Raw genomic sequence first — 24,275 nt, forward strand, 5'->3', positions numbered from 1 at the left:
GAGGAACATCCATTTCTTCTGTAACTTGAGTCTCAAGAACTTCTTGTTGCTCTTGAGCATTAGGTGGTTTGCTACTATGATTTTTTTTCTTTTTGCTTTTACACATTTCGCCCCCTTGTAATTATTGCTAATAGGCTTCTGTATTGAAGCCTATTCATTATTTATAATATTTTTTCTGTTGTCCATAGTATTTTTTTAGCTGGTAGCCGATAGTCCTTTTGGATTTTATCTTTTTAGGAAAAGATAGTAAAAGATGTAGTTAGAGTTCTAACGGTTGTGTAATGAGGTACTGCAACTATACTAATAGATAGTATCTATTTTATGATAATGTTCTTTTACTATACAGAAGTTTATTCTATAGTTAATTTATTGTTGAAGTTACTTATTTTTAATAGCCTACCTACGTACTTAAAATCCATAATTAGAACGTTATTGTTTGTCTGACAAGTTAATTGCTCTAATGAATATAGTCTTTTCTCTAAGAAGCTTTTTGTAAATTTTACCACCACGGTAGTTAAAAACTATTGGGGAACAGAAATTGCAACATAAACATATTATCAGCTCTCTATCAAAAATAAAAAAAAGACATAAGAAGTTGTAATCAAGAGCGATTTCCATGCTGTGTATAGCCTGTACAATTAATTCTAAAATCTTTAGTTTCTAAAACTTTTTCTTTTTGGTGTACTTGTTTAGTATTTTATCAAGGATAGGCAACGAGTCATAAAATGCATTACAAAATTGACATGCATTTTTTCACCTTTAGGTAAAAATTCAGAAATAGATATAGCNNAGTAGTATTTACATCAGTTATCGTTACTACATTAAAAAATCTCTAAAGTTTGTTTTCGGGAGTAACTGATATTTCTTAGCTTTAATCATCTAAAATTTCAGGCTCTTTATTTTCCTTTAATATTAAAACCCAGAAATGACGGCCTCAATTGTTTCTTGATTTTTGCTCTTCGTAAAATCTTAAATTTTTCAATACTTAAGTCTTGGAAATTGCTTTTATTCTTGTTGCTGTTTTCCCTTTTGGGATTTTTTGTGACATGATCTAACTAGGTAAATAATCCTACGTCATATTTTTCTCTATTAAAATGACGTAGCTAGTATATAGTGCCTAAATAGGAATCTTGTCGAGTAAGTTGTTCAGTTTCTTAGCAAATAGGTTTGCATTGTCCATTTCTTCACCTTCCACAATACAAGCTTGGTAGAATAATAAGTGAACCATGTCTTCTAATGTTTGGTTTTCACCGTTTTCAGCATAAGATTTCATTATATTTTTTATTACGGGATGTTTAGTGTTGATTTCAAGGACCTTTGGCGTGCGATAATTTAATTGTTTTTGTTCGCGCAAAAAACGCTCCATTCTAAGATCCATAGCACCCTCATCAATCGCTAAGCACACAGGACTATCAGTTAGTTTTTTAGAAATTTTTACGCTTTTTACTGAATTACCAAGAACTTTGGTGAAATATTGTAATATAGAATCTGTATTCTCTTCACTCTTTTTTTCATCTGATTTGTTTTCTTCATCTTTTTTTCTCGGAGAAAACTTATCTAGGTCGACGTCAGCACGAGTTACAGACTTAAATTTTTGATCTTTATATTCATGAACTACACTAGTCCAGAAATCATCTACTGGATCAACAAACAGAAGAACCTCTAATCCTTTACTGACAAACCCTTCGAGTTGTGGACTGTATTTCACAGAATCCAAACTGTTTCCTGTGAGGTAGTAAAGATACTCTTGCTCAGGCTTCATTCTGCTTATATAGTTGTCAATGCTGACTAGCTTATTATCGTCACTAGTGCTGTGGAATCTGCAAATTGAAAGCAGCGCTTCTCTCTCATCAGTTGGCATAGCTTCACAAAGACCCTCTTTTAATACCGCACCAAAGTTGGTCCAAAATTTTGTATATTCCTCTAAATTTTCTTTTGCCTTCTTACCAAGTTCAAATATCACTCGTTTAGTGAGAGATTTTTTAATTTGCTCAACAACACGGTTATTCTGTAGCGTTTCTCTGCTAATGTTAAGAGGTAAATCTGGAGAGTCAATGATTCCTTTCAGGAACCGTAAATACTGTGGTATAATCTGTACATTATCTTCAGTAATGAATACTTTATTTACATATAGCTTTACAGAGCAACGTCTGTCCGGGTGGAATAAATCGAAAGGTTTGATAGAGGGAATATAAAGTAAATTTGTGTATTCTATTACTCCTTCATTTTTGTTATGTAATATCATCCAAGGCTCACCGCCAACATGCGCAACACTACGAAAGAGATCGTTGTGCTCCTCTTGAGTAACATCATTTTTCGGCTTAGTCCAAATTGCGGACTTGCTATTTAATCTTTCACTTTTTCCTTCTTCATCTATAAACTCAACAGGGGAATTTATGTGGTCTGAGTAAGTAGTAACAACGTTTTCAATGCGAAACTTGTCCAAAAATTCGTTCTCTTCAGGACGTATAATTAGAGTAATTTTAGTTCCGCGGGTGATTTGATCATTCAATTTGCTGATCGAATATTTTCCATCTCCCTGAGATTTCCAGATCCAAGATTCCTCTTCTCCTGCTTTTCTAGATTCAACTATCACTTCTGAGGCAACCATAAAACTTGAATAAAAACCTACACCAAATTTTCCAATTAGCTCTACAGTTTGACTTGAATCTTTGCTATTTTTGATAGCCTCCAGAAATTTTTGTGTACCAGAACTAGCAATTGTGCCAAGGTTATCTATTAAATCCTGCCGGTTCATTCCAATACCGTTATCAGCTATATATAACTCATTCTTATCTTTATTAGTACTAATAATAATTTTTAACTCATCACTTGAATCTAGTAAGTTAGGATCTAGTTGAGATTCATAGCGTAGTTTGTCACATGCGTCTGATGCATTTGATATCAGTTCACGTAGGAAAATTTCTTTATTAGTATAGAGTGAATGAATTACTATATTTAGTACTTTTTCTATTTCAGCATCAAATTTTAAATTTTCAGTTTCTTGTACATTATGCACTTTGAACTCCATTATTAGTCTATTACTTAATGATCTAAGTATTATACCATGATCTTTCAAGGTCACACGCACCAAAATTAATGTAGCCACTATATATAATACTAGATAAATTAGATATCATAGTTGTGTAATCAAATATTTTTTAAGACTGTTAAAAGCTAATTATTTTTCACAACCTGTGTTATTTACTTTCTTCCTTTTAAGGAGTGTCGATAAAGTGTTATATTGGTTCTTAAAAGTTACCTGCTTTAGACTTTCCTTATGCTTTAGTTTTGGCTAAAAACTTTATTAAAGTTGAATTGTCTTATTCTATTGATGCTCATTCTCTACGCTAATTTTCAAGCTGAGACTTTATAATTGTATAATTAAAAAAGCTTATTAAGTTGGACATCGTATTTTTCGCCATTAATATTTAAGTTAATTGCATTAGTAACATTTGGAGAAGTTGTATCTTGTACTACAAATTTTGCTTTGTTCTTATGATTATTGCATATCTTACTAAGATTAAAAGCTTTATCCTGGTAATTAAAAGCTTTTTCTGATTCTAAATTAAACTTTTTCTATTTGTTTTTGTGAAAAAAACTCTGATCTATGTTTGTTTGTTGCATTTCATTATTTAATGTACTTTTTTAGCTGCTTCTTTCATGTTGTTAGTATTCTTCGCATCTTTTTCATCTCATCAAAAAGCCCTTCTTCTTTTTGATTTTCTTGTAATGCGATTTTATTCTTTTCATTTTGTTGCTCTCAAGCTCTCTTACTTATTATTAAATTTCTCTTTTTTGAGATTCTTACCTGTCTAATGAAAAACTAACATCATGCTTTAATAGGTTTTTTATCAGTTTGCATAGAAGTTTCAGAAATCTTTTTTTGTTCACTTTGCCTAAATTGTTTATCTTCTACAGCAGTTTTTAAGATTACTGGCTACTTCTTGAAACTCTGGATCATATTCGCAATCCTTCAACATTCGAGTTGTTGCGTGTCTGTTTGTGTAGAAGCTTTAGTAGTTTGTGTTGTTTACCTGATTTCTTACGATAACTTATCATTGCTACTAAATCTGCTTTTCTTATTTATAGCAGTATAGAGTTCTTGTTCCTTTTGTAAGGTAATTAACCTTATTTTTTAATAAAGCATCTTCTGAAAATACTAAAAAGCGTGTCTTAAATTTTGTTTCAATATCTTTTTGAGATGTATTCTTTAACTTTAGCCGTGCTTTATTTTCTTAATAGAGAGTATAAGACCCAGTGTATTAGTTCATCCAATAAATAGTATTTCTTAGGCTCATCAAAAGCGTTCCATTTATATTTTTTTATCAAAATGTTATTTACTTGTTAACCTAAAGTGCGTAACAATGTAGAAATGAAAAACAGCTCATTAGCAGTAGTGTTCGACTGGGATAATACCTTAGTTGATACCCAAGACAATATTTCTAGTGTCGTTAAGCATAACTTAGACTCAATGGAGTGTAGTAATAAAGGCGCTGATAGAAATTTTCATGAATTGATAAGGAAATATATGGTCAATTTGTTTGATAACCAGTGGGAAAAAGCAAATCAGATATGTCAAAGATACTTAAACAATGTACTATTGCAAAATATTACCCTGAACCAGGGAGTAGGGGAAATGCTTCAGAAGTTGAAAAGCCACAATATTTATCTAGCAATAGTTAGTAATAAGAAGAATATTAATTTACGTAAAGAAGTTGCCTATTTAAAATTAGACTCTTACTTTGAAAGAGTAGTGGGTTCATGTGATACTGCGGAGGATAAACCATCTGCAATCCCATTGCTATTTGCATTGGAGGAGAGTATTTTGCCTATAAGTAGAGAAAATGTATTTTTTGTTGGTGATAGCATCACAGATATTTTGTGTGCACAAAACGCCAATTGTTCACCAATTATATATGGCCAATCAATAAGTGGCTACGAAGATTTGTTGTGTTTTCAACATTTTGATAAACTTACAGACTTCATAATAAAGTATTTAAAAGATAGATGATGATGATGAACTCTGTTATAGAGATTGCCAGTATACAAAGGCGCTTTTGCGCGTATTTATTAGATGTAGTAATTTTGCTAGTTCCAACCTTATTGATTGTCCTTTTACTAAAGGATTTTCCGTTAATTCTATATTTACTGTATATATGTATGAATTGCAGTTACTTTACATATTTTATATCTTCAGCAACTCAAGCAACTCCTGGTCAGCAGTTAATGAACATACATACCATTAGTTTAGATGGTTCTAAAATAGATTTGAGTTTAGCATTTGATAAAAGTGTCTCTCAGTTTTTTCTTCCTCTATTGAACAACATAATAATTATTCTCATCGATCTTTTTCAAGATCAGGAAGCGTTAGTAAACGCCTTAAACTTACTGGAAGTAATTATAATACTGCTTACTTTTTGCTGGTATTTTATAGCTTGCTTCTCTAAGAAGAAGCAGACATGTCATGATATGCTATTTGGTACAATTGTTGTGAAAGGAAATATTAAATGAATTGGTATGACCTCTTTCTATTATTATATAAATAATATCAGTAAAATAAATTAAAAGAAGTAGTAAAGTGTTTGATGAGTAAATTACTAACCAGTGAATTGAGTTTTGTAGATTAGTGAAGTCAGTATTTTTTACATTACAATTTTCAAGGAGAATGGAATTAATAAACTTGTAGAAAAGATGTAAAGTAAGCTTAGCGAAGAATTTGAGTATATAAATTAGCTGACAAAAAGGATTTTATTAACTTAATCTTACTAGAAGAACTATTGAAAAATGGGGGAAGAATACTTGCATTGAATTGAAGAGCAGATTAACCTTATTGAGCTTATAGTTGAGAACTACCTAAAGATATAAGTTTAAAATGTTTAAAAAAATAGTATTTACTTTAACTATACCATGTTTACTTTTTTTTTCATTAGGGTTATGGCAATTATTTAGGTTGTACTGGAAAAGTAACATTATCAAAAATATGAATCTTCCAGTTGTTCATCTATTGTTCAGTGAAAATCTTACAAAGTTTAACTATAGACATATTGAGATTGATGGAGTTTTAAGTGATATAGATCTATATGTTTTTGCAGGGCAACGCAGCTATCACGTGCTATCTCCTATGTTGCTTACTACTGGACATTATATGTTAGTGAATAAAGGGATGATCAATGAAAGAAAGAAGGAAAAAACAAAAATCGAAAAAGTAACTGTAAGTGGGGTTTTATATTGTGATAGCAGTAAAAGCAAAAGTTGGTTAATCAAAAATGATACTGCTTTGAACATTTGGTTTACCTTAAATACGGAAGAAATCTCCAATGAACTTGGCATTAAGCTAGAGAAGTGTATGCTATGGCAAAAAGGTTTTGGCGATAAATTAATAATACAGCCAATAAAACATTTAGAATATGCAGTAACTTGGTTTATACTTTTCTTGGTTTGGTTGATTATATGTATAGTTTATTATGGACAAAGTAAATGTCATCTGAGTAATTGATACATGTGTACATGTATTGCGATTTACAGGTAATTTATGGATAAGTGGGTATTATCTAACTATTGGAAAAGGCAAAAAAGCCTAACATAGTATATAGATAGTTGTTTACTTTCTAATCCTGCAGAACAGAGTGTTTTCTACTGTCTTTGAATGACTTATAAGCTCATTTTTAATTTATGTAGGTGTAAAAACTTAAAAATTTTTTGAAGATACATGAGGTACGCATAGTGCAAAAATTGAACATAAGATGCCTGACTATATAATATTACTTTTGTCGTTTGGTCTACACGAGAATTAAAAATAGCTAAATAACTCTATTATAGGAGAGAGTTGGCAAAGTTTGTCAAGTAAAGTAGTTTATTATTTGCCTGTTTTTAAATTGAAATGTTCATGTAATTGTGAAAAAAAGCAATTTATTATAACATTTATGGTAGGAATGATCAATAAATATCTAAATTTATTAAAAAACTTTACTATTATTCAACTAAAATTTGAGAACTTCAATATTTTATCTGTATTAGGTAAAACTAAGTTTATTAGTACTATTGCTTTTCTTATAGAGAAGATTTTCTTATTTTTTCCTTGCTTCCGTTTTCGCTTTTAACGATCTTTTTTCCATTTAGTATATCTTTGATTTGATCTCCAGTTAAAGTCTCAAACTCTAGCATGTTTTCAGCAATAAGTTCCAGGTCTTTATGGTATTTGGTTAAGATATCTTTTGCCTTTTCATAACATAAAGATACAATTCTTTTTACTTCTTCATCTATAAGCTTCAGGGTATCTTCGGAAATTATATCGGAACCATATACATTATTTTGTTCACGGTTGTGATATATGGGTCCTATTTTATCACTCATTCCCCATTTTGTTACCATAGCACGTGACAAATCAGATGCTTGTTTTATATCTGAAGATGCACCGCTTGTGACTTTATCATAGCCAAAGACCAACTCTTCTGCGACTCTTCCACCCATAGCAACTGTAATATCTGCTATCATCTTTTCTCTTGTATGAGATACTCTGTCTGTTTCTGGTAGTCTCATAACCAAACCTAAGGCTCTACCTCTTGGAATAATAGTTGCTTTGTGTATCGGATCAGAAGCAGCCATGTTAACGGCAATTATTACATGACCAGCTTCGTGGTACGCAGTAAGCTTTCTCTCCTCTTCTGTCATAACTAAGGATCGCCTCTCCACGCCCATCATTACTTTATCACGTGCATATTCAAAATCATCCATGGTAACAATTTTCTTATTTCTTCTTGCAGCAATAAGCGCAGATTCGTTCACTAAATTTGCCAAATCAGCTCCTGAAAAACCAGGTGTTCCCCTTGCAACTGTTTTTACATTTACATCTGGTGCTGTTGATATCTTTTTTATATGAGTATTTAATATTTTTTCACGCCCATTTATATCAGGTAAAGAAATAGTAATCTGCCGGTCAAAACGACCAGGTCTAAGTAATGCTGGGTCTAAAACGTCAGGACGATTAGTTGCAGCAACTATTATCACACCTTCGTTGGATTCAAAACCATCCATTTCAACTAACAGCTGATTTAATGTTTGTTCTCTTTCATCATTGCCACCGCCAAGGCCGATACCACGATGTCTGCCTACTGCATCTATTTCATCTATAAAGATTATACAAGGAGCATTTTTTTTTCCTTGATCAAACATGTCACGGACACGGCTTGCGCCGACGCCAACAAACATCTCAACAAAGTCAGATCCAGAAATACTAAAGAATGGTACATTAGCTTCACCTGCAATTGCACGAGCGAGTAAAGTTTTACCGGTTCCAGGGGAACCAATTAAAAGGCAACCTTTTGGTATTTTTCCGCCTAATACCTGAAATTTTTGCCTTTGTTTAAGGAAATCAACAATTTCTACTAGCTCTTCTTTTGCTTCATCAATTCCAGCAACATCGTCAAATGTCACTTTTTTCCCGCTAGTCATAAGCCTAGCTTTTGATTTGCCAAAGCTTATGGTCCTGTTACCTCCTGCTTGTGTTTGTTTTAAAAGAAAGAGTAGTAACCCGATAAAGATAAATGTTGGAATCCATTGAATGAGTAATCCGCCAATGATACTCATTGCAGAATCTCCAGTTGAAAAGGAGAATTTCACTTTTCTATCATGCAAGCTTTTTATTAGATCACTGTATATAATACTACTTGAATTAAAGCTTAATCCATCTTTGAACTTACCTTCAATGCTCTGGTTTTTTATGATAACATTTTCTATATCATTGTCTTCCAGTCTGATTAAAAATTCTGAAAAAGGTATAGTTATTTTATTTTTACTTATATTTCCACTGAATTGAATATAGGCAACCGAGACAAGTACAACTATTACTAACCAAATCAATAAGCCTTCTAGAAACTTTTTCATTATTGTTTTTAACTAGATATCAATTAAGCTTACCAGATTTTGTTTTATTATACTATTAACAATGAATTGAATCTTACCGTTATTAACATTTTCTTCATCATAATTTATATAGGGATAAGCAATTATCTTTCCATCTTTTTGTATCACGGGTAAGGAATAAAAAACTTCAAAGCAGCAATTATAATTCTTTAAAAATTTAGGAATCTTTTGTGTTTTCTTTAGTGGGGTGATGGTTACTGAACACTCCTGATTTTTAAGTATCGTGCAGCTAAATCTGTTATCCCATTTAATGGAGCCATTTAATGGCAGACTTACAGATAATTCTTGTATCCTTGATGATTCTCTGATTATCAATATGTTTTCTCTATATTTCTTTATTTTACATTCGGAAAGCATACAATGAACGTCAGTGTCTTTTTGCAATATTTTATTAAATATTGCTATAAGACTGTTGTATCTTGGTTTATAATGTTTGTTACTGAGTGCCATTATGGAGTAAAGAAGAAGTCTTAGAGCTATTTCCTCTGGCAATTTATAAAATTCACTTAGTCTGATTTCAATATACCCGAGATTGTGAATATTAACACAGTCATTAAAAGCAAGGCGAGTATAATAAACCAGCGCTTTTACAGCTCTTTTTATATGAAAAGCAGTGAGACATATTCGCTTTGTTAAAATCTTCTGGTTATCACTTGCTTTAAGCAAGTTACGATATAATATACGCCTGTATGTCGAATTCTGATTACTTTTATCTTCAATCCATTTTAACTGATGGAGGTTTGCGTATCTCTCTACTTCACTACGGCTAAAATTTAAAAGTGGTCTCAATATGTGAATGCCATTAAAAGAAGATTTCCAATCCATGGATGATAATCCGTCTATACCGCTACCGCGTTCAAGTCTGAGTAAGAATGTTTCTGCTTGATCATCTTTGTGGTGAGCAATAAGAAGGTATTTAATACCGTGATTTTTACACCATTCTGTTAGCAGCTTGTATCGTGCTTTTCGTGCTTGTAACTGGATGTTACCTTTGACGCTTTGATTTTCCCATTTCAATATAAATGAATCCTTTACTCCAAGTTTTTTTGTGTAATTTAGAACAAACTCTGCTTCTTCCTTAGAACCTGAACGTAACCCATGGTTTACTGTTAATGCTACAGGGAGTGAATATTGTCTTTTTTTTGTCCAACTAACCATTAAATGTAACAAACTTACACTGTCAACACCACCTGATACTGCAACTGCAATTTTGTTATCATCGGTAATAAAACTTTTAATTACATTTTGAAATAATGACTCTAATTCCACTAATTTCATTTGTATTTCTTGCATGATTTATTTTATTAAGTCAATTGTGCAGTAAATAAGATTTACTGGATTCTAACCCCATGCTAATATGTTCCTTTGTGTAATTCTTCCTTCTCTTATAACCTTTAATACTCCTTTTTTAGAACTACTGAGTTTATCTTGCTCTATTGTAATCCCAGTCTCTCCTCAATACTGGGATTAGCTTTTAAGGCAAGAAAACTATTTCTTTGCTTCAGAAAATAAAAATTCTACCCTACGATTCTTAGCGTGCTGTTTTTCATACTTAGAATTCTTAGAGTTATCTTGTACATAAACTAAAGGCTCAGCTTCACCTTTAGAGGCAGTTTTTATTCTATCTTCTAAGTAAGGTGCACAGCTAACCATGAATTTTTTAGCTGCGTTTGCCCTTCTTTCACCTAATGCAATATTGTATTCATAGGAACCACGATTATCAGTATGACCAATTACAGTAACCTTTATATCAGGATTATTTTGTAATACTTCTATTACATCAAGCAGCACATCTGCGCCTGCTTCAATAATATTAGATTTATCGTAATCAAAGAAAACTCTTTTTTCACTCATCTGTTTAGTAACAAAATTTATTCTGTTTATTGCAGTTACTTCTTTCTTACTGCAAGAGCTTGCACCAGTAAGCAGCAAACAAAAAGAACATATCATAACCAATCTATTCCACATTGCTGAACCTCCATAAATTTTTAAATAATACATGGCTTTAAATTTTACTAATTGATGATCTCTCTATATTGTAATATAGTCAAGAAAAATAAAACACAAATACTTTTCTATAATCTTGCAGTAATTCTCTAATAAGAAGATGCTGGATTTGATAGAAGAATCTAGTAAAGGCATGGTATACGCGATTTTTTGTTGTACTTTGAGTAAATATGCTTTTAACTTTATTGTTAATCTATTACGATGTTAAACAGATTTTTTCTAAAAAATGAACAAATATGAAATATTGTAAGTTCTTAAAGGAAGTATTGTATAGGGTAGGGAATATCGAGAATACACTAAAAGTGCTAAGTCAAAGTCAATTGAATGTAGAAGATAAAATTGAACAAATGGGTCTCCTAGAAGAAATTAGACATGAAATTATTTCTCACGGCATAATAAAAGAGTTATTAATAAAAGCAGGTGCTTTTGATAGTGAAAAGAGTGCTAACAATTGGCAACTGAAGTTAGTAGAAAGAATGCATAAAAATAGCGGTGCTATCTCCATTGATTTAGTAAGGTCCTTATCTAAGGCTAAAGTTGAGTGCCAGAGTTTATGGAGGCTATCTAAATATGAAACTGGTAACTTAGGGAAATTAAAAAAATGTTTTGCTGATTTAATTAGACTCATTCGTGAAGTAGCTTCTATAAAGTCGCAGCAGTTAAAGTGTTTGAAATATGATTCATTACTTGCTGACTATGACTTTGATATTACAGAGAGGAATATAAGGGAAATATTTCCTAAAGTAGGCAAGTTTTTTAGCAAAAATGTAGACAAAATAATTGAAAAGCAGAAGAGAGATAAAATTATTAATATACATAAAGTTGCTGCTCGGAAGCAAATTGAACTTGGCTCATTATGTTTACAGCAAATGGGTGGTACATTATGCCATACCTCTTATTATGGTCCTATAGATTATAACGAGTCTGATTTTTGTTGCGGTTTGTTTTTACTTTTACGACATAGCGGTTATGAAATTTATCAAAAGTGTTTAGCACAAAATTCTGTAAATAACTTTATTGCCAAGCATGTTATATATGAANCTCAAGGGTTATTTATGGAGAGAATGATTGGAACATCTAGAGAATTTATTGAGTTTATTCAACCATACATAAAAGAAAAATTTGCTATAAGAGGTAAGATTAATGCAAAAGCCAGTAGCATTGAGAATTTATATTTGATTTTCAATAAAATAAATCTTTCTTCCTCTTTAAAAAATGCAGATGAATTTAGTCTGTTAGCTCACATTATGCTAAGAACTAAATTAGAACAGAATATGATAAATGGTACGTTAGAGGTAGAAGATCTGCATGATGCATGGTTAGAAGGCATGAAGCACTATAAAATTCCGGTAGAAGCTGAAAATGAACTAGATACTTATTTTCAAGATGAATGTTGGGCAAGTGGAATTATGGGATATTTCCCTATTAAAGTTATGGCTTTAATTGCTGCTGCACAGATTTTTTCTTTTATTAAAAAAAATCATTATGAAATTCTAGGTGCTATAATAAAGGGGGATTTTAGTTTACTCATTAAGTGGTTATCTAAAAATATGTATAGTACAAAATATAGTTCTTCAGATCTACTAAAAAAAGTAACAGGTAAGTGGTTAGATGTTGAATGTTGTATTAGCTACTTGTCTGAAAAGTATAATTTACCTCAATAATAATGGTTTTTTGAATTTTATATGAAACTTTTTCAGAAATTGACCAGGGAGTTTTGTAGTCTTTTCACTTTCAAAGGGTTATTTGCTAGCGATATTGCTATAGATCTTGGTACTGCAAATACTGTAGTTTATCAGAAAAATCAAGGGATAGTAATTGATGAGCCTTCAGTTGTAGCAAGAATAAAGGAAAAGGGAAGTTATGTTCCTTACGCCTTTGGTAAGAAGGCTAAGATGATGTTAGGAAAAACTCCAGGGGAAATAGAGGCAATCAGGCCATTAAAAGATGGCGTCATTGCTGACTTTAGAAGTGCAGAAGAAATGCTAAAGTATTTCATACGTAGTGCAAATACAAAACTTACTGTTAATAGGCCTGACATTATAATATGTGTTCCATCTGGATCCACTCCAGTTGAAAGGCGTGCTATACAGGATACAGCAGAGAGTGCAGGTGCAAATGAAGTGTTTTTAATTGAAGAGCCAATGGCTGCAGCAATTGGAGCTGGTCTTCCAGTTACCGAGCCTGAAGGTTCTATGGTTGTTGACATAGGGGGTGGTACAACTGAAGTTGCAATTATTTCTTTAGGCGGGATTGTTTATTCGCGTTCTGCCAGAGTGGGTGGTGATATTATGGATGAAGCAATAAAGTCATACGTTCGTGAAAATCATAAGTTGTTGATTGGTGAAACAACAGCTGAAAAAATTAAGAAAAGCGTAGGTTCAGCTAGTTTACCAAGTGAAAATAATAAAGAAGGAATGATGGTAAAAGGCAGAGATTTAGTGAGCGGTATGCCAAAAGAGGTGCTTTTATCAGAATATCAGGTTGCAGAAAGTTTAACAGAGTCTGTACATCAAATAATCTCTGCCATTAGGACAGCATTAGAGAGTACTCCTCCTGAGCTTTCTTCTGATATAGTTGATAAGGGGATAGTTTTATCTGGTGGTGGCGGGTTGTTACGCAATTTAGGTAAAGTTATTAGTCAAATAACGAAACTGCCAGTACGTGTTGCAGATGATCCGCTTTGCTGTGTTGCCCTAGGTAGCGGTAAAGTACTCGAAAACATGGATTATTTCAGTCATGTTTTGTTTAAACAAGATTGATATTTGATATTGGTTGTCGGCATTTTTTAATTTTAAGGTTCTCAGGAAATATTTCTCGTTGTAAAGCTATATATAAATTGCACTAATTTTTTCAATTTTCATATTGTTCTATATTATATCTATAGCTAAAATGTCTAGATTTACTTATAATTCAATAAGCATAAAACTTGTAGTTTTGCTTATTGCTTGTTAGTAAAGTCTGTGCTGAGAACTAGGCAATATAGGAAAATTTGATCTATGTTAGCTATATTTAGTAAATTTAGGTAGCTGTGCTAAAGGAATTTAAGATTGAGCCTTTGTTAAGAGGTAAAGTTCCACAGCAAATTAAAGCTGTGATTGCAATGTCTGGTGGAGTTGATAGCTCTGTTGTTGCAGTGTTGCTACATCATCTTGGATACCAAGTGATAGGTATAACTCTTCGTCTATATGGTGGTGATGGTAATGTAAGAAAAGGTGCTTGCTGTACTGGACAAGATATTTATGATGCAAAAAGTGTAGCTGAGAGCACTGGCTTTCCTCATTATGTTTTAAACTACGAAGAAACATTTAGAGAAGAAGTAATAGAAGATTTTGTAAATACCTATATGCGTGGAGAAACTCCTATACCATGTGTAAAGTGTAATCAAACAGTGAAATTTCGTGATCTATTACGGGTTACAAAAAATCTTGGTGCAGATGTGTTAGTTACAGGACATTATGTGAGAAGAATAGAAAAAGATGGCAAAATAATGTTATATAAAAGCATTGATAAAAGTAAAGACCAAAGTTATTTTCTGTTTGCTACGACAGAAGAGCAACTGAAGCTTTTGAGATTTCCTCTTGGTGGGTTCTATAAATGTGATGTAAGAAAATTAGCGAAGTATTTTGGTTTACGAATTTCTGAANAGCCAGATAGTCAAGATATATGCTTCGTTTCCAAAAGCTATAGCAAAACTATAGCTAAGCTAGCTCCACAATCTATGCAAAAAGGCAAGATTATGGATGTAAATGGGAAAGTACTAGGGGACCATAATGGTATAGTAAATTTCACAGTTGGTCAAAGAAAAGGCTTGGGTGTTTCATACAATGAACCTCTTTATGTGATAAAAATTAATACGGAAAGTAATGAAGTTGTAGTGGGCCCGGTCGAAGCACTAATACAAAGAAAAGTATTGATTAAGGAGTTAAATTGGTTAGAACAGCCAAGGAAGGGTATGAAAGTAACTGTGAAACTTAGATCATCACATGCGGGAAGTTTAGCAGCGATATATCCAATTGAAGAACAGAATAAAGCTTGTGTCATTTTAAACAATGATTACTTTGGTATTAGTCCAGGTCAAGCTTGTGTAGTATATAAAAATGAACAAGTTATCGGTGGTGGATGGATATGCTCCCTTATCTAAAAGATTTTATGGTGCTAGAGGTGCACAAACTAGTAAAATTGAGTAAAATTCCTTGTGTATCTAAGGTCTACTATGCCTTTTTTCTTACCTTTTACTTTTCTACTCTCATCGTAGCCTTTAGCTTTTCTGCTGTTTTAACATTGACTTTTACTTATACGAGGGTTGAATATTCATTTTTTCCTGTTTTCTTTTAAATTATGTTTGAAAATTCATAATTTAATTTTTCAGGGGTTCCTGCTTTTTTCATTCCCTAAATTATTAGCCTATTACTTTAAAAAGTAAATACTCAGCTTTAAATATCATTATGATATTTTACTTAAAATAAATCTATGTTTGCATAGTAGGTTTATATACACTATTATTATAGCTAGTTTTATGGTAACCAAGTATGGTAAAGTTATTTGCATTATTGGTAACATTTTACTCGAATATATCAATTGCTTCTGTTCCTACTTCTTGGCAATTTGGGTTTCCTACACCTGCAACTGAGATAATGGAGACTGTAGTTAAGTCGCATTCGTTTGTAATGAGTATAATGGTTGGAATAATGCTTTTTGTATGGGCGCTGCTTGTTTATGTAATATTTCGCTTTCGCAAAAGCAAAATAACAAATATAAGTCGAACGAATCATAACATCATTTTAGAAATTATCTGGTTTGTTATACCAACGATTATTGTTGGTGTATTGGCTTTTAAAAATGCTCAATTAGTTAAACTGCAAGAAAAGATACCAAAGTCTGATATGACACTAAAAGTTATTGGCCACCAGTGGTATTGGAGCTATCAGTATCCAGAACATCAAGGTATATCATTTGATAGCTACATTAAGGGAACAGATGATTTTACCGAAGAAGATTTGAGATTGTTTTCTGTTGATAATAATGTTGTTTTGCCTATTAGTACTAATATTCGTTTACAGGTTACTGCAGGGGATGTAATACATAGCTGGGGAGTACCAGCTTTCGGTGTAAAAATTGATGCAATACCAGGTAGACTAAATGAGGCGTGGTTCAATATCAAAAAACCTGGTGTTTACTATGGTCAATGTTATGAGTTGTGCGGTCAAGGTCATGGTTTTATGCCAATTGTTGTTAAGGCAGTGAGTAAGGAAGATTTTAATGAGTGGATTGAAAGTAAAAAATTAGTAAGTTAGGTTTGGAGTATAGGTATGAGTGATATATCAAAGGGTATAAGACGGTGGTTATTTTCTACTAATCATAAAGATATAGGCACATTATACATTGTTTTTTCCATATTAGCTGGAATCGTTGGTGGATTGTTGTCAATAGCTATTCGTACTCAGCTAATGCATATTAATATATTAAATAGTAACTACCAGTTATATAACGTAATAGTTACAGGACATGCAGTAATAATGGTATTTTTTATGATAATGCCAGCTCTGATGGGAGGATTTGGTAATTGGTTTGTACCTCTTATGATTGGTTCACCAGATATGGCATTTCCTCGTATGAATAATTTAAGCTTTTGGTTATTAGTGTCATCTTTTGTTCTACTTATTCTTTCGGTGTTTGCTGGTGAAGGCCCTGGAACAGGATGGACTTTATACCCACCTTTGTCGCAAATCATGTTCCACCCAGGTGCAGGGGTTGACCTTGCTATATTTGCACTTCATGTCGCTGGTATCTCCTCAATTGTTGGAGCAATTAACTTTATAGTCACTATATTCAATATGCGTGCAAAAGGCATGTCATTAACCAAGATGCCACTATTTGTTTGGTCTATTTTATTGACGTCGTTTATGTTAATTGTTGCTTTACCTGTACTTGCTGGTGCTATAACTATGCTACTTGCTGATCGTAATATTGGCACTTCCTTTTTTGATCCTGCTGGTGGTGGTGATCCTGTATTATTTCAACATCTATTTTGGTTTTTTGGTCATCCAGAAGTTTATATCATTATTTTTCCTGCATTTGGCATCATAAGTCAAGTTGTGTCAACTTTTTCTCGTAGACCAGTGTTTGGTTATATGGGGATGGTTTATGCTATGATAGGTATAGCAACATTTGGCTTTATAGTCTGGGCTCACCATATGTTCACTGTTGGACTTAGTGAAGATGCTATTATATTTTTTAGTACTGGCACAATTTTCATTGGTGTTATAACTGGTGTCAAAGTCTTTAGCTGGATTGCAACTATGTGGGGCGGAGCAGTTGAGTTTAAAACTCCTATGCTGTTTGCACTAGGTTTCATTTTCATGTTTGTTATCGGTGGTGTAACTGGGGTAATTTCATCTCAAGGTGGAGTGGATAGATTATTACACGACACATATTATATTGTTGCTCACTTCCATTATGTTATGTCGATAGCTGTATTGTTTGGAGCCTTTGCTGGCTTTTATTATTGGATAGGCAAAATGTCTGGTAAGCAGTATAATGAATGCCTAGGAAAAATACACTTTTGGTTTACTTTTATTAGTACTAATATCACATTTTTGCCTCAGCATTTCTTAGGGTTAGCTGGTATGCCAAGACGTATACCTGATTACCCTGATGCATTTATTCTTTGGAATTATGTATCCTCAGTTGGTTCATATATGTCCTTTATTTCAGTTATACTTTTTGTGTTTATAGTTATACATCTATTCAAATGGGGTAAAAAAGTTGAGAATAACCCTTGGGGAGGTGATACCTTAGAGTGGACAGTATCTTCACCGCCACCTTTTCACACTTTTGAAAAACCGCCAGTAATAAAATAGGATGCATACAAGTGCTTTGTTAAATGTTGAATCAACAATACTGGATTTTTGGCTCTTGCTGAAGCCAAAGATAATATACCTTGTAGTATTTACTGCAGTTGCTGGAATGGTTGCTGCACCAGGTAATATACATCCTTTTCTTGCGCTGATATCTATTATATGTATTGCTCTTGGCTCAGGATCTGCAGGTGCCATAAATATGTGGTATGATAGGGATATAGATCTGCTTATGAAAAGGACACAAGATCGTCCTATACCTTCAGGTAGAGTCTCTGCGGAGAGTGCTCTTGAATTTGGTATAATTCTTGGAGTATTGTCAGTATTTATTATGGCAATAGCAGTGAATTATATTTCTGCTGCTTTGCTTGCAATTGGTATATTGTTTTACGTTTTTATATATACGATTTGGCTTAAAAGACGCACTCCACAAAATATCGTTGTCGGTGGTGTATCAGGTGCTTTCCCTCCAATGATTGGTTGGGCAGCCGTGACTAACTCTGTAAGTTGGGAAAGTTTTATATTATTTTTGATAATTTTCATGTGGACTCCACCACATTTTTGGGCTCTATCTCTGAATAAGTCTGAGGAATATGTGAAAGTGTCAATCCCAATGTTTAATATTGTTTACGGCTCAGAGAAAACAAGAAAACGTATATTGATCTATAGTATATTGCTAGTGTTAACCAGCTTACTTCCATCACTATTTTTGAAAAAGGTTTTACTTTACCTAACTATAGCAATTCTTGAGGGTTGTGTTTTTATTTGGTATGCTATATCTATTATTAGATTTAAAAGTCATAGCTCACAGAGAAAAATGTTTTCTTATTCAATTTCTTACCTATTTTCTCTGTTTGCTAGTATTATTTTTTGTTCCGTTGATTGGTTTTAGCTATGAAGGAACAGCAGAAACACAAAAACTACTTTTTACTTTCTCTCCTGGTAGTGCTCATTGTTGTGCTTTTTTTTGTTTCTATAATAAAATTTAAAGGTACAGCTTAAATTACCTTGTCCTGTAAGTTTCATTAAAATTGTGCTTTCATAGAAGCAGCTATATACTTTATTAGTTTATATAGTTAAAAATGAATAAGAAGGAAGTAACAATATATACAGATGGAGCATGTTCTGGTAATCCAGGAACAGGAGGATGGGCAGTAATAGTATTATTTAAAGGACATAGAAAGGATATTTATGGTAGAGAGAAAAATACTACAAATAATAAAATGGAATTAACAGCTGTGATCAATGGACTGAGGGCATTGAAATTTCCTTGTAATATCAATTTGTATACAGATAGCCTTTATGTTAAACGTGGTATAACAGAATGGATAAATAAGTGGAAAACAAACGGTTGGAAGACAAGTAATAAAAAGTCAGTAAAGAACGTAGAATTATGGAAAGAGTTAGATAATGCTGCCTCACAACACGAGATTAATTGGAAATGGGTTAAAGCGCATAGTTGTAACAAGCACAACGAGGAGGCTGATAATTTAGCAAGAAAAGCAATAATCGATGCTTAAGAAAATCACTATATTATTTTCTATAGTTTTGTTATTTGTATTTTGCTTTTTTATTTTGTTTAAAAGTAGAGATCCTTTAGAAATCAATGCTAATTATATTAATTTTTATATAAAAAAGAAGATATTAAGAACGTTTGCTNNNAATGCAAATATTAATATGGGGAATATTTCACTTATATGGCAGAAAGGCAGCAAAGATCCATGTCTAGTTATTACGGATTTTAAAGTAGCAAATCCTAATTTTGCTATAAAAATTTCCAACTTTTCTATACATTTTAAGTTAAGCTCCTTGCTTAAGACTAATATACAATTTTCTCAGGTTTTGGCTGATAAAGTATATGTAGATATTTGGCCTATCACTGTCATTCCAACGCGTAACTCTAGAATCCAAGAAAAAAAAGAATGGATCTCAGTACCAGTTGCTTGGATGACAACAGACTGGACTGCTAATAATAAGAAAAAAGCTGGCTTCAAAGAGGTTGATTTTAATTTTCAAAATTCTTTGAAAGTGATGAGGAAGTTATTTTTTAACTTAAGTGCAGATTCAAAGATTGAAATTACTAATATTGCCATCAGTAAAGATATAAAAAATGAATTTTTTATTAATAAAATGTATGTAGGGAAGGGAAAGGATTTTGATGTTTTGGATATCTATGTCCATACAAAAGATAAAAGAGGGGTTTTGGATGATTTATCTATTGTGATAAAAAATCGCAATGGTTTATTAAATGTGAGTGGGACATTCTATGACTTGAAATTGGAATTATTAAATAAGTTTCTTACATTAGTTAAAAATTACAGTTTGGGCAAAGACATAGGCTTCAAAGGAAACTTTTCAATGAAGATCAACGGAAAGGATGAAGTTGTAGACGGAAATGTATATATATTGGATACAGGAAACCGTTTAAATGAAGACTTATCCATAGCTAACGTAAATATAAATTTAACATATGCTAATGGAATCATTAATGTGAAGAATTTCCATTTTAATTTATATGATATATATATATCTTTAATGGGTAAGATGAACTTTAGTACAAGTAATGCTCTGCTTAGGGTTAATATCAGTAAATTTGCTGCAAGGGATTTATGTACCTATGTACCAGATGGTATAGTAAATAGTAAATTTAAAAAATGGTATTGTCGTAATATTGATGGGTATATTGTGAATACAGTTATAAGTTTTAACGGCAAAGTCAATAACTTAATTAATAATAATCTATCAGATGTTGTGGTTGTTGCTGATATAGAGAACGGTAGTATAAAATTTGATGAAGGCTCTAAACAAGTAAAGGAATTAAACGGTGACTTAGCTCTCAGAAATAACAATCTTAAAATTACTGTAAATAGTGCTAAGTTTCAGAATTTTACTATTGATGATGGTTACGTTGAAATGGATTCTCTCAATAAAGAAGATTCAGTTCTTGTTATTAATGGCAAAGCTGTGAGTGATGCTTATGGGTTATATGAGCATATCAAATTCAAGCTAGATGATATTATTAAAGTTACAAAGGATAAGATAGATGGAAAGGCAAAATCTGTATTCAATTTCCGTGTTTTTAATTTGAACGCTGATGACAAAAAAGCAGACTTTTCAGCCAACTTCTATTCTAAAATTGACAATTTAGTTATCTGTGATGTAAGTCTTGGTAAGTATGATGTTAAGCTTGATTTTGGTAAAGATTTCATTAATTTACGTGGAAATGGTATGGTAAATAATACACAGCTAGTATTTGATCTAAAAAGTAGCAACAAAAATAGAAGTTTTACCTGGAATTTAACTGGAGATTTACCTGCTAAAATACTTAATTTTGGTGGTGGCTATGTCAATACAAACATAGAGTCAGTGATAAATCAAGATAAGACTGGGTATATTAATGGTAACGTGGATTTATCAGAGCTTGAATCGCATTTAAGCTACTTAGGGCGAAAAAATCATTTTGAGGATCACAATAAAATTTTATTTTCTACAAGGTTAAAAGGAGCAGGTGAGTTACTAATAGATAAATTAGATGTCATAGGAAGTGGCTTAGATATAAAATTTAGCGGAAAATTAGAAAATGGGAATTTATATCTAAACTCTAGCAACTTCAAATTACCAAATAATAACTTTAGTGTAGAGATTGAATTAGGTAAAGGGAAAAATATCATAACTATCTATGGTGAGAAAATGAACTTGGGTGATATCTTGGATTTGCTTGGCAAAGATAGTAATGGATTAAGCAGTGACATAGAAGTTGGTATGGATATTGATAACGTAGTTATGAAAGAAGATATCATTATTAAAAATGTTAAGCTGAATTTAACTTGTACTAAAGGTGATTGCAGTGGAAGTCGATTTACAGGACAGTTTTTGAAAGATAATAGTAATATCCTAGCGGAGTATAGTGGAATAGGTCTTGAAATATATACGGATAATTCAGGCATACTTTTGCGTTCTTTAGGCATTAGTAAATCAATTAAAAATGGCAAATTATCTTTTTATCTATCTCCTCAGAGAAAGAGTGGAGACCATTATGGTATGTTATCCATTAGTAATTTCTACGTCAAAGATGCTCCACTACTTACTACTTTGTTGTCGATGTCTTCATTACCTGGTATTGTGAACGTCATAAAGAATGAAGGTGTATATTTCGATAGGTGTAACGTACCTTTTTCATACAAAGATGGTACTATTGAGATTGAAGAGTCCTGGCTTGAAGGAGCAGAATTAGGCATTAGCACCAGTGGTAAATTCGATATTAAAGATCATAAGTTTCAGGTTGAAGGACAAGTAATACCAGCGTACTCAATTAATAAATCCCTATTAAAAATTCCTATAATTGGAAAACTTCTTACTGGTGGAAAAAGTAGAGGAATTATTTCAATAGACTATAAAGCAAGTGGTGATGATAAAAATAGTAACGTATCTGTTAACCCTATCTTTTCGTTAACTCCAAGCCTATTTAAGAGATTGTTGGAAGTGTTTGATCGTGCTATGACAAAAACTAACGAGGCTATCACCAGAGGCATAAAAGGCAGTCTAAAAAGGAAATTCACCTTCTAGGGTTATGAGACTAAAAAAGGGAAAAACTTAATTTAAAAATGTTATTCTGTTATTAAAATACAGATAATAGAATAGACTATATACTCTACTTGAGTACTCACATACGCTATAAAAAGAAGTATTTAAGCTCTATTTTTTGTTTTCCATTAAGTATTACTCTTTGTCTTCTTTTCAATATACCTACACCCTATAATGGATAGCTCGTACAGAATCAACATTGGTACTGCGAGCCCTACTTGGCTTAATACATCAGGTGGAGTTAGAACTGCAGCAATAATAAAAATTACCACTATTGCAATTCTGCGCTTATTTGATAAGCTTTGCGCGGTAAGTAATCCAACCCTAACCATTAATGTGAGTATGACTGGGATTTGAAATGCAGTGCCAAATGCGAACATGAATTGGAGAACAAGGTCTAAATATTCACTAACTGATGGCATAAACTCTATTGGTATACCGAAAGGTTTGCCACTATGTTCAAAAGTAATAAAAAACCTCCAAGCTAAAGGAAATATATAGTAATAAACTACAGCGGCTCCCGTTATAAACAAGACCGGTGTTGCAATTAAATACGGTAACAACACTGCCCTTTCGCTTTTGTATAAGCCAGGTGCTAAAAACATATAAAATTTCCATGCAAATATAGGGAAGGAAAATAAAAGCGCACTCATTATAGCAACTTTAAGGTATACAAAAAATGCCTCTGTCAAGTCTGTATAGATTAGAGAAAAGCCATTGCTTCCTTTTGTAGCTTCTATTAAAGGCGTGAGCAAAAAATAGTATATGTTTTCTTTAAAATAGTAACAAAAACCAAAAACAACAAGAAAAAACAGAAAACAAAAAATGACCTTTCTTCTAAGCTCTGCAAAATGCTCATAAAATGAAGTATATTTATTTTGGTTTTTATTATTCATACTCCATTGTAGCATAATAACACTATATCTAACATCCTCAGTGAGAATGCCCATTCGTTATCGTACCACGCTGCAACTCTACATATGTCACCTGTGACATATGTACCAGCTAAGTCTACAATTGCACTGTAAGGGTTGTGTACAAAGTCTATTGAAACTAAAGGTTCCTCGCATATGGAAAGTACATAATTTGCTGAATTCCTAAACATTCTATTTATTTCCTTAGCTGTTACTTTTTTGTCAGTTGTAAATTTAAAATCAACCATAGAAACATTGCTGACCGGAACTCTGATAGCAGTGCCATCTAGTTTTCCCTTTAATTCAGGAATGATATAACTAATTGTTTTTGCTGCTCCAGTTGTAGTTGGCACTATAGATAATCCACAAGCTCTTGCTCTCCGTGGATCATTATGATTGCCATCAAGAATGTTCTGATCGTTTGTATAGGCATGTACAGTAGTCATAAAACCGCTTCTTATGCCTAGATTAGAGTGTAAAACCTGCACAATCGGAGCTAAACAATTTGTAGTGCAAGAACCTGCTGATATTACCTTATGCTCTTTTTTTAGCATATTGTTGTTCACACCATGAACTATAGTTACATCAGCATCTGAAACTGGAGCAGAGACAACTATTCTTTCTGCGTTATGCCTTATTGCTTCTACGCGCTTATTGAATGCACCTGTGCATTCAAGTACTACGTCAACATTCCAAGGAATATTTTCAGGGCTTCGTTCTCTATATAAAGAAAACTTTCTGCCGTTTATAGAAATCCAGTTTTCAGAGTCACTAAAACCAACGTTACCGTTGAATTTACCATGAATAGAGTCATATTTAATCGAATGTGCATGTTGCTTAGCACTGAGTGACCCATTTACAGCTACAACTTCTATTTGTTCACTGTACTTTTCTATTTCGAAAATAGCACGTAATACGTTTTTTCCTATTCTACCAAGGCCATTAATTCCTATATAAATTGTCATTTTTTATCTAAAAAATTTAA

General features: G+C 32.5%; 17 protein-coding genes. 11 read left to right on the forward strand and 6 right to left on the reverse strand.

Annotation, left to right across the window (positions count from 1 at the left end):
- Nucleotides 1-1,117 precede the first annotated feature (1,117 nt).
- The gene (gene htpG / locus HSX44_RS00475; protein WP_275602394.1) at nucleotides 1,118-3,019 is read right to left on the reverse strand and encodes a molecular chaperone HtpG; all 1,902 of its coding nucleotides are present in this window, start codon (nucleotides 3,017-3,019) and stop codon (nucleotides 1,118-1,120) included.
- Nucleotides 3,020-4,375: 1,356 nt separating this feature from the next.
- Between htpG and HSX44_RS00480 the strand changes: the two genes are divergently transcribed.
- From HSX44_RS00480 to HSX44_RS00490, 3 genes are all read left to right on the forward strand, one after another.
- Nucleotides 4,376-5,014 (forward strand): HAD family hydrolase, encoded by a 639-nt coding sequence (locus HSX44_RS00480; protein ID WP_275601834.1) that lies wholly within the window; start codon nucleotides 4,376-4,378, stop codon nucleotides 5,012-5,014.
- 2 nt (nucleotides 5,015-5,016) lie between these two features.
- Nucleotides 5,017-5,514 (forward strand): RDD family protein, encoded by a 498-nt coding sequence (locus tag HSX44_RS00485; RefSeq protein WP_275602395.1) that lies wholly within the window; start codon nucleotides 5,017-5,019, stop codon nucleotides 5,512-5,514.
- A 361-nt stretch (nucleotides 5,515-5,875) separates the two neighbouring features.
- Nucleotides 5,876-6,499: an SURF1 family protein gene (locus tag HSX44_RS00490; RefSeq protein ID WP_275601835.1), complete on the forward strand. Its 624-nt coding sequence runs from the start codon at nucleotides 5,876-5,878 to the stop codon at nucleotides 6,497-6,499.
- Nucleotides 6,500-7,053: 554 nt separating this feature from the next.
- Here the strand turns inward: HSX44_RS00490 and ftsH are convergent.
- The 3 genes from ftsH to HSX44_RS00505 all read right to left on the reverse strand — a co-directional run bounded on the left by ftsH (nucleotide 7,054) and on the right by HSX44_RS00505 (nucleotide 10,893).
- Nucleotides 7,054-8,886, reverse strand: coding sequence for an ATP-dependent zinc metalloprotease FtsH (gene ftsH, locus HSX44_RS00495; protein ID WP_275601836.1), 1,833 nt, complete (start codon nucleotides 8,884-8,886; stop codon nucleotides 7,054-7,056).
- Between the two features lie 12 nt (nucleotides 8,887-8,898).
- Nucleotides 8,899-10,194, reverse strand: a complete 1,296-nt coding sequence (tilS, locus tag HSX44_RS00500; protein ID WP_275602396.1) for a tRNA lysidine(34) synthetase TilS — start codon at nucleotides 10,192-10,194, stop codon at nucleotides 8,899-8,901.
- A gap of 219 nt (nucleotides 10,195-10,413) precedes the next feature.
- Entirely contained in the window at nucleotides 10,414-10,893 is a 480-nt protein-coding gene (locus HSX44_RS00505; protein ID WP_275601837.1) for an OmpA family protein, read from the reverse strand.
- A gap of 275 nt (nucleotides 10,894-11,168) precedes the next feature.
- Between HSX44_RS00505 and HSX44_RS00510 the strand changes: the two genes are divergently transcribed.
- The 8 genes from HSX44_RS00510 (at nucleotide 11,169) to HSX44_RS00545 (ending at nucleotide 22,358) form a co-directional block, all read left to right on the forward strand.
- Nucleotides 11,169-12,596 (forward strand): gluzincin family metallopeptidase, encoded by a 1,428-nt coding sequence (locus tag HSX44_RS00510; protein ID WP_275601838.1) that lies wholly within the window; start codon nucleotides 11,169-11,171, stop codon nucleotides 12,594-12,596.
- A 21-nt stretch (nucleotides 12,597-12,617) separates the two neighbouring features.
- Nucleotides 12,618-13,694, forward strand: coding sequence for a rod shape-determining protein (locus HSX44_RS00515; protein WP_275601839.1), 1,077 nt, complete (start codon nucleotides 12,618-12,620; stop codon nucleotides 13,692-13,694).
- Nucleotides 13,695-13,963: 269 nt separating this feature from the next.
- Nucleotides 13,964-15,076, forward strand: a complete 1,113-nt coding sequence (gene mnmA / locus HSX44_RS00520) for a tRNA 2-thiouridine(34) synthase MnmA (RefSeq protein ID WP_275601840.1) — start codon at nucleotides 13,964-13,966, stop codon at nucleotides 15,074-15,076.
- A gap of 388 nt (nucleotides 15,077-15,464) precedes the next feature.
- Entirely contained in the window at nucleotides 15,465-16,229 is a 765-nt protein-coding gene (gene coxB, locus HSX44_RS00525; protein ID WP_275601841.1) for a cytochrome c oxidase subunit II, read from the forward strand.
- 15 nt (nucleotides 16,230-16,244) lie between these two features.
- A complete protein-coding gene (gene ctaD / locus HSX44_RS00530; RefSeq protein ID WP_275601842.1) occupies nucleotides 16,245-17,795 on the forward strand; it encodes a cytochrome c oxidase subunit I in 1,551 nt (516 codons plus the stop codon).
- Nucleotide 17,796: 1 nt separating this feature from the next.
- Nucleotides 17,797-18,684 (forward strand): heme o synthase, encoded by an 888-nt coding sequence (locus HSX44_RS00535; protein WP_275601843.1) that lies wholly within the window; start codon nucleotides 17,797-17,799, stop codon nucleotides 18,682-18,684.
- Between the two features lie 190 nt (nucleotides 18,685-18,874).
- A complete protein-coding gene (rnhA, locus tag HSX44_RS00540) occupies nucleotides 18,875-19,312 on the forward strand; it encodes a ribonuclease HI (RefSeq protein WP_275601844.1) in 438 nt (145 codons plus the stop codon).
- Nucleotides 19,305-22,358 carry a YhdP family protein gene (locus HSX44_RS00545; protein WP_275601845.1) on the forward strand — a complete coding sequence of 1,018 codons (3,054 nt, stop codon included), beginning with the start codon at nucleotides 19,305-19,307 and terminating at the stop codon, nucleotides 22,356-22,358. Before rnhA ends, HSX44_RS00545 begins: the two co-directional genes overlap by 8 nt.
- Before the next feature lie 146 nt (nucleotides 22,359-22,504).
- On the opposite strand, the gene tatC is transcribed toward HSX44_RS00545, so the two are convergent.
- Both tatC and gap read right to left on the reverse strand, forming a co-directional pair.
- Nucleotides 22,505-23,272, reverse strand: coding sequence for a twin-arginine translocase subunit TatC (tatC, locus tag HSX44_RS00550; protein ID WP_275601846.1), 768 nt, complete (start codon nucleotides 23,270-23,272; stop codon nucleotides 22,505-22,507).
- Nucleotides 23,269-24,255, reverse strand: coding sequence for a type I glyceraldehyde-3-phosphate dehydrogenase (gene gap / locus HSX44_RS00555; RefSeq protein ID WP_275601847.1), 987 nt, complete (start codon nucleotides 24,253-24,255; stop codon nucleotides 23,269-23,271). The genes tatC and gap overlap by 4 nt, the downstream gene beginning before the upstream one ends.
- Nucleotides 24,256-24,275 lie beyond the last annotated feature (20 nt).

Source organism: Wolbachia endosymbiont of Onchocerca gibsoni (assembly GCF_029169405.1).
Lineage (GTDB): Bacteria > Pseudomonadota > Alphaproteobacteria > Rickettsiales > Anaplasmataceae > Wolbachia.

Coding starts and splice junctions, on each gene's coding strand:
- rnhA (WP_275601844.1), top strand. CDS start 18,875: ATGAATAAGAAGGAAGTAACAATATATACAGATGGAGCATGTTCTGGT.
- HSX44_RS00485 (WP_275602395.1), top strand. CDS start 5,017: ATGATGAACTCTGTTATAGAGATTGCCAGTATACAAAGGCGCTTTTGC.
- ftsH (WP_275601836.1), bottom strand. CDS start 8,886: ATGAAAAAGTTTCTAGAAGGCTTATTGATTTGGTTAGTAATAGTTGTA.
- coxB (WP_275601841.1), top strand. CDS start 15,465: ATGGTAAAGTTATTTGCATTATTGGTAACATTTTACTCGAATATATCA.
- HSX44_RS00490 (WP_275601835.1), top strand. CDS start 5,876: ATGTTTAAAAAAATAGTATTTACTTTAACTATACCATGTTTACTTTTT.
- HSX44_RS00505 (WP_275601837.1), bottom strand. CDS start 10,893: ATGTGGAATAGATTGGTTATGATATGTTCTTTTTGTTTGCTGCTTACT.
- HSX44_RS00480 (WP_275601834.1), top strand. CDS start 4,376: ATGAAAAACAGCTCATTAGCAGTAGTGTTCGACTGGGATAATACCTTA.
- HSX44_RS00515 (WP_275601839.1), top strand. CDS start 12,618: ATGAAACTTTTTCAGAAATTGACCAGGGAGTTTTGTAGTCTTTTCACT.
- ctaD (WP_275601842.1), top strand. CDS start 16,245: ATGAGTGATATATCAAAGGGTATAAGACGGTGGTTATTTTCTACTAAT.
- HSX44_RS00535 (WP_275601843.1), top strand. CDS start 17,797: ATGCATACAAGTGCTTTGTTAAATGTTGAATCAACAATACTGGATTTT.
- gap (WP_275601847.1), bottom strand. CDS start 24,255: ATGACAATTTATATAGGAATTAATGGCCTTGGTAGAATAGGAAAAAAC.
- tatC (WP_275601846.1), bottom strand. CDS start 23,272: ATGAATAATAAAAACCAAAATAAATATACTTCATTTTATGAGCATTTT.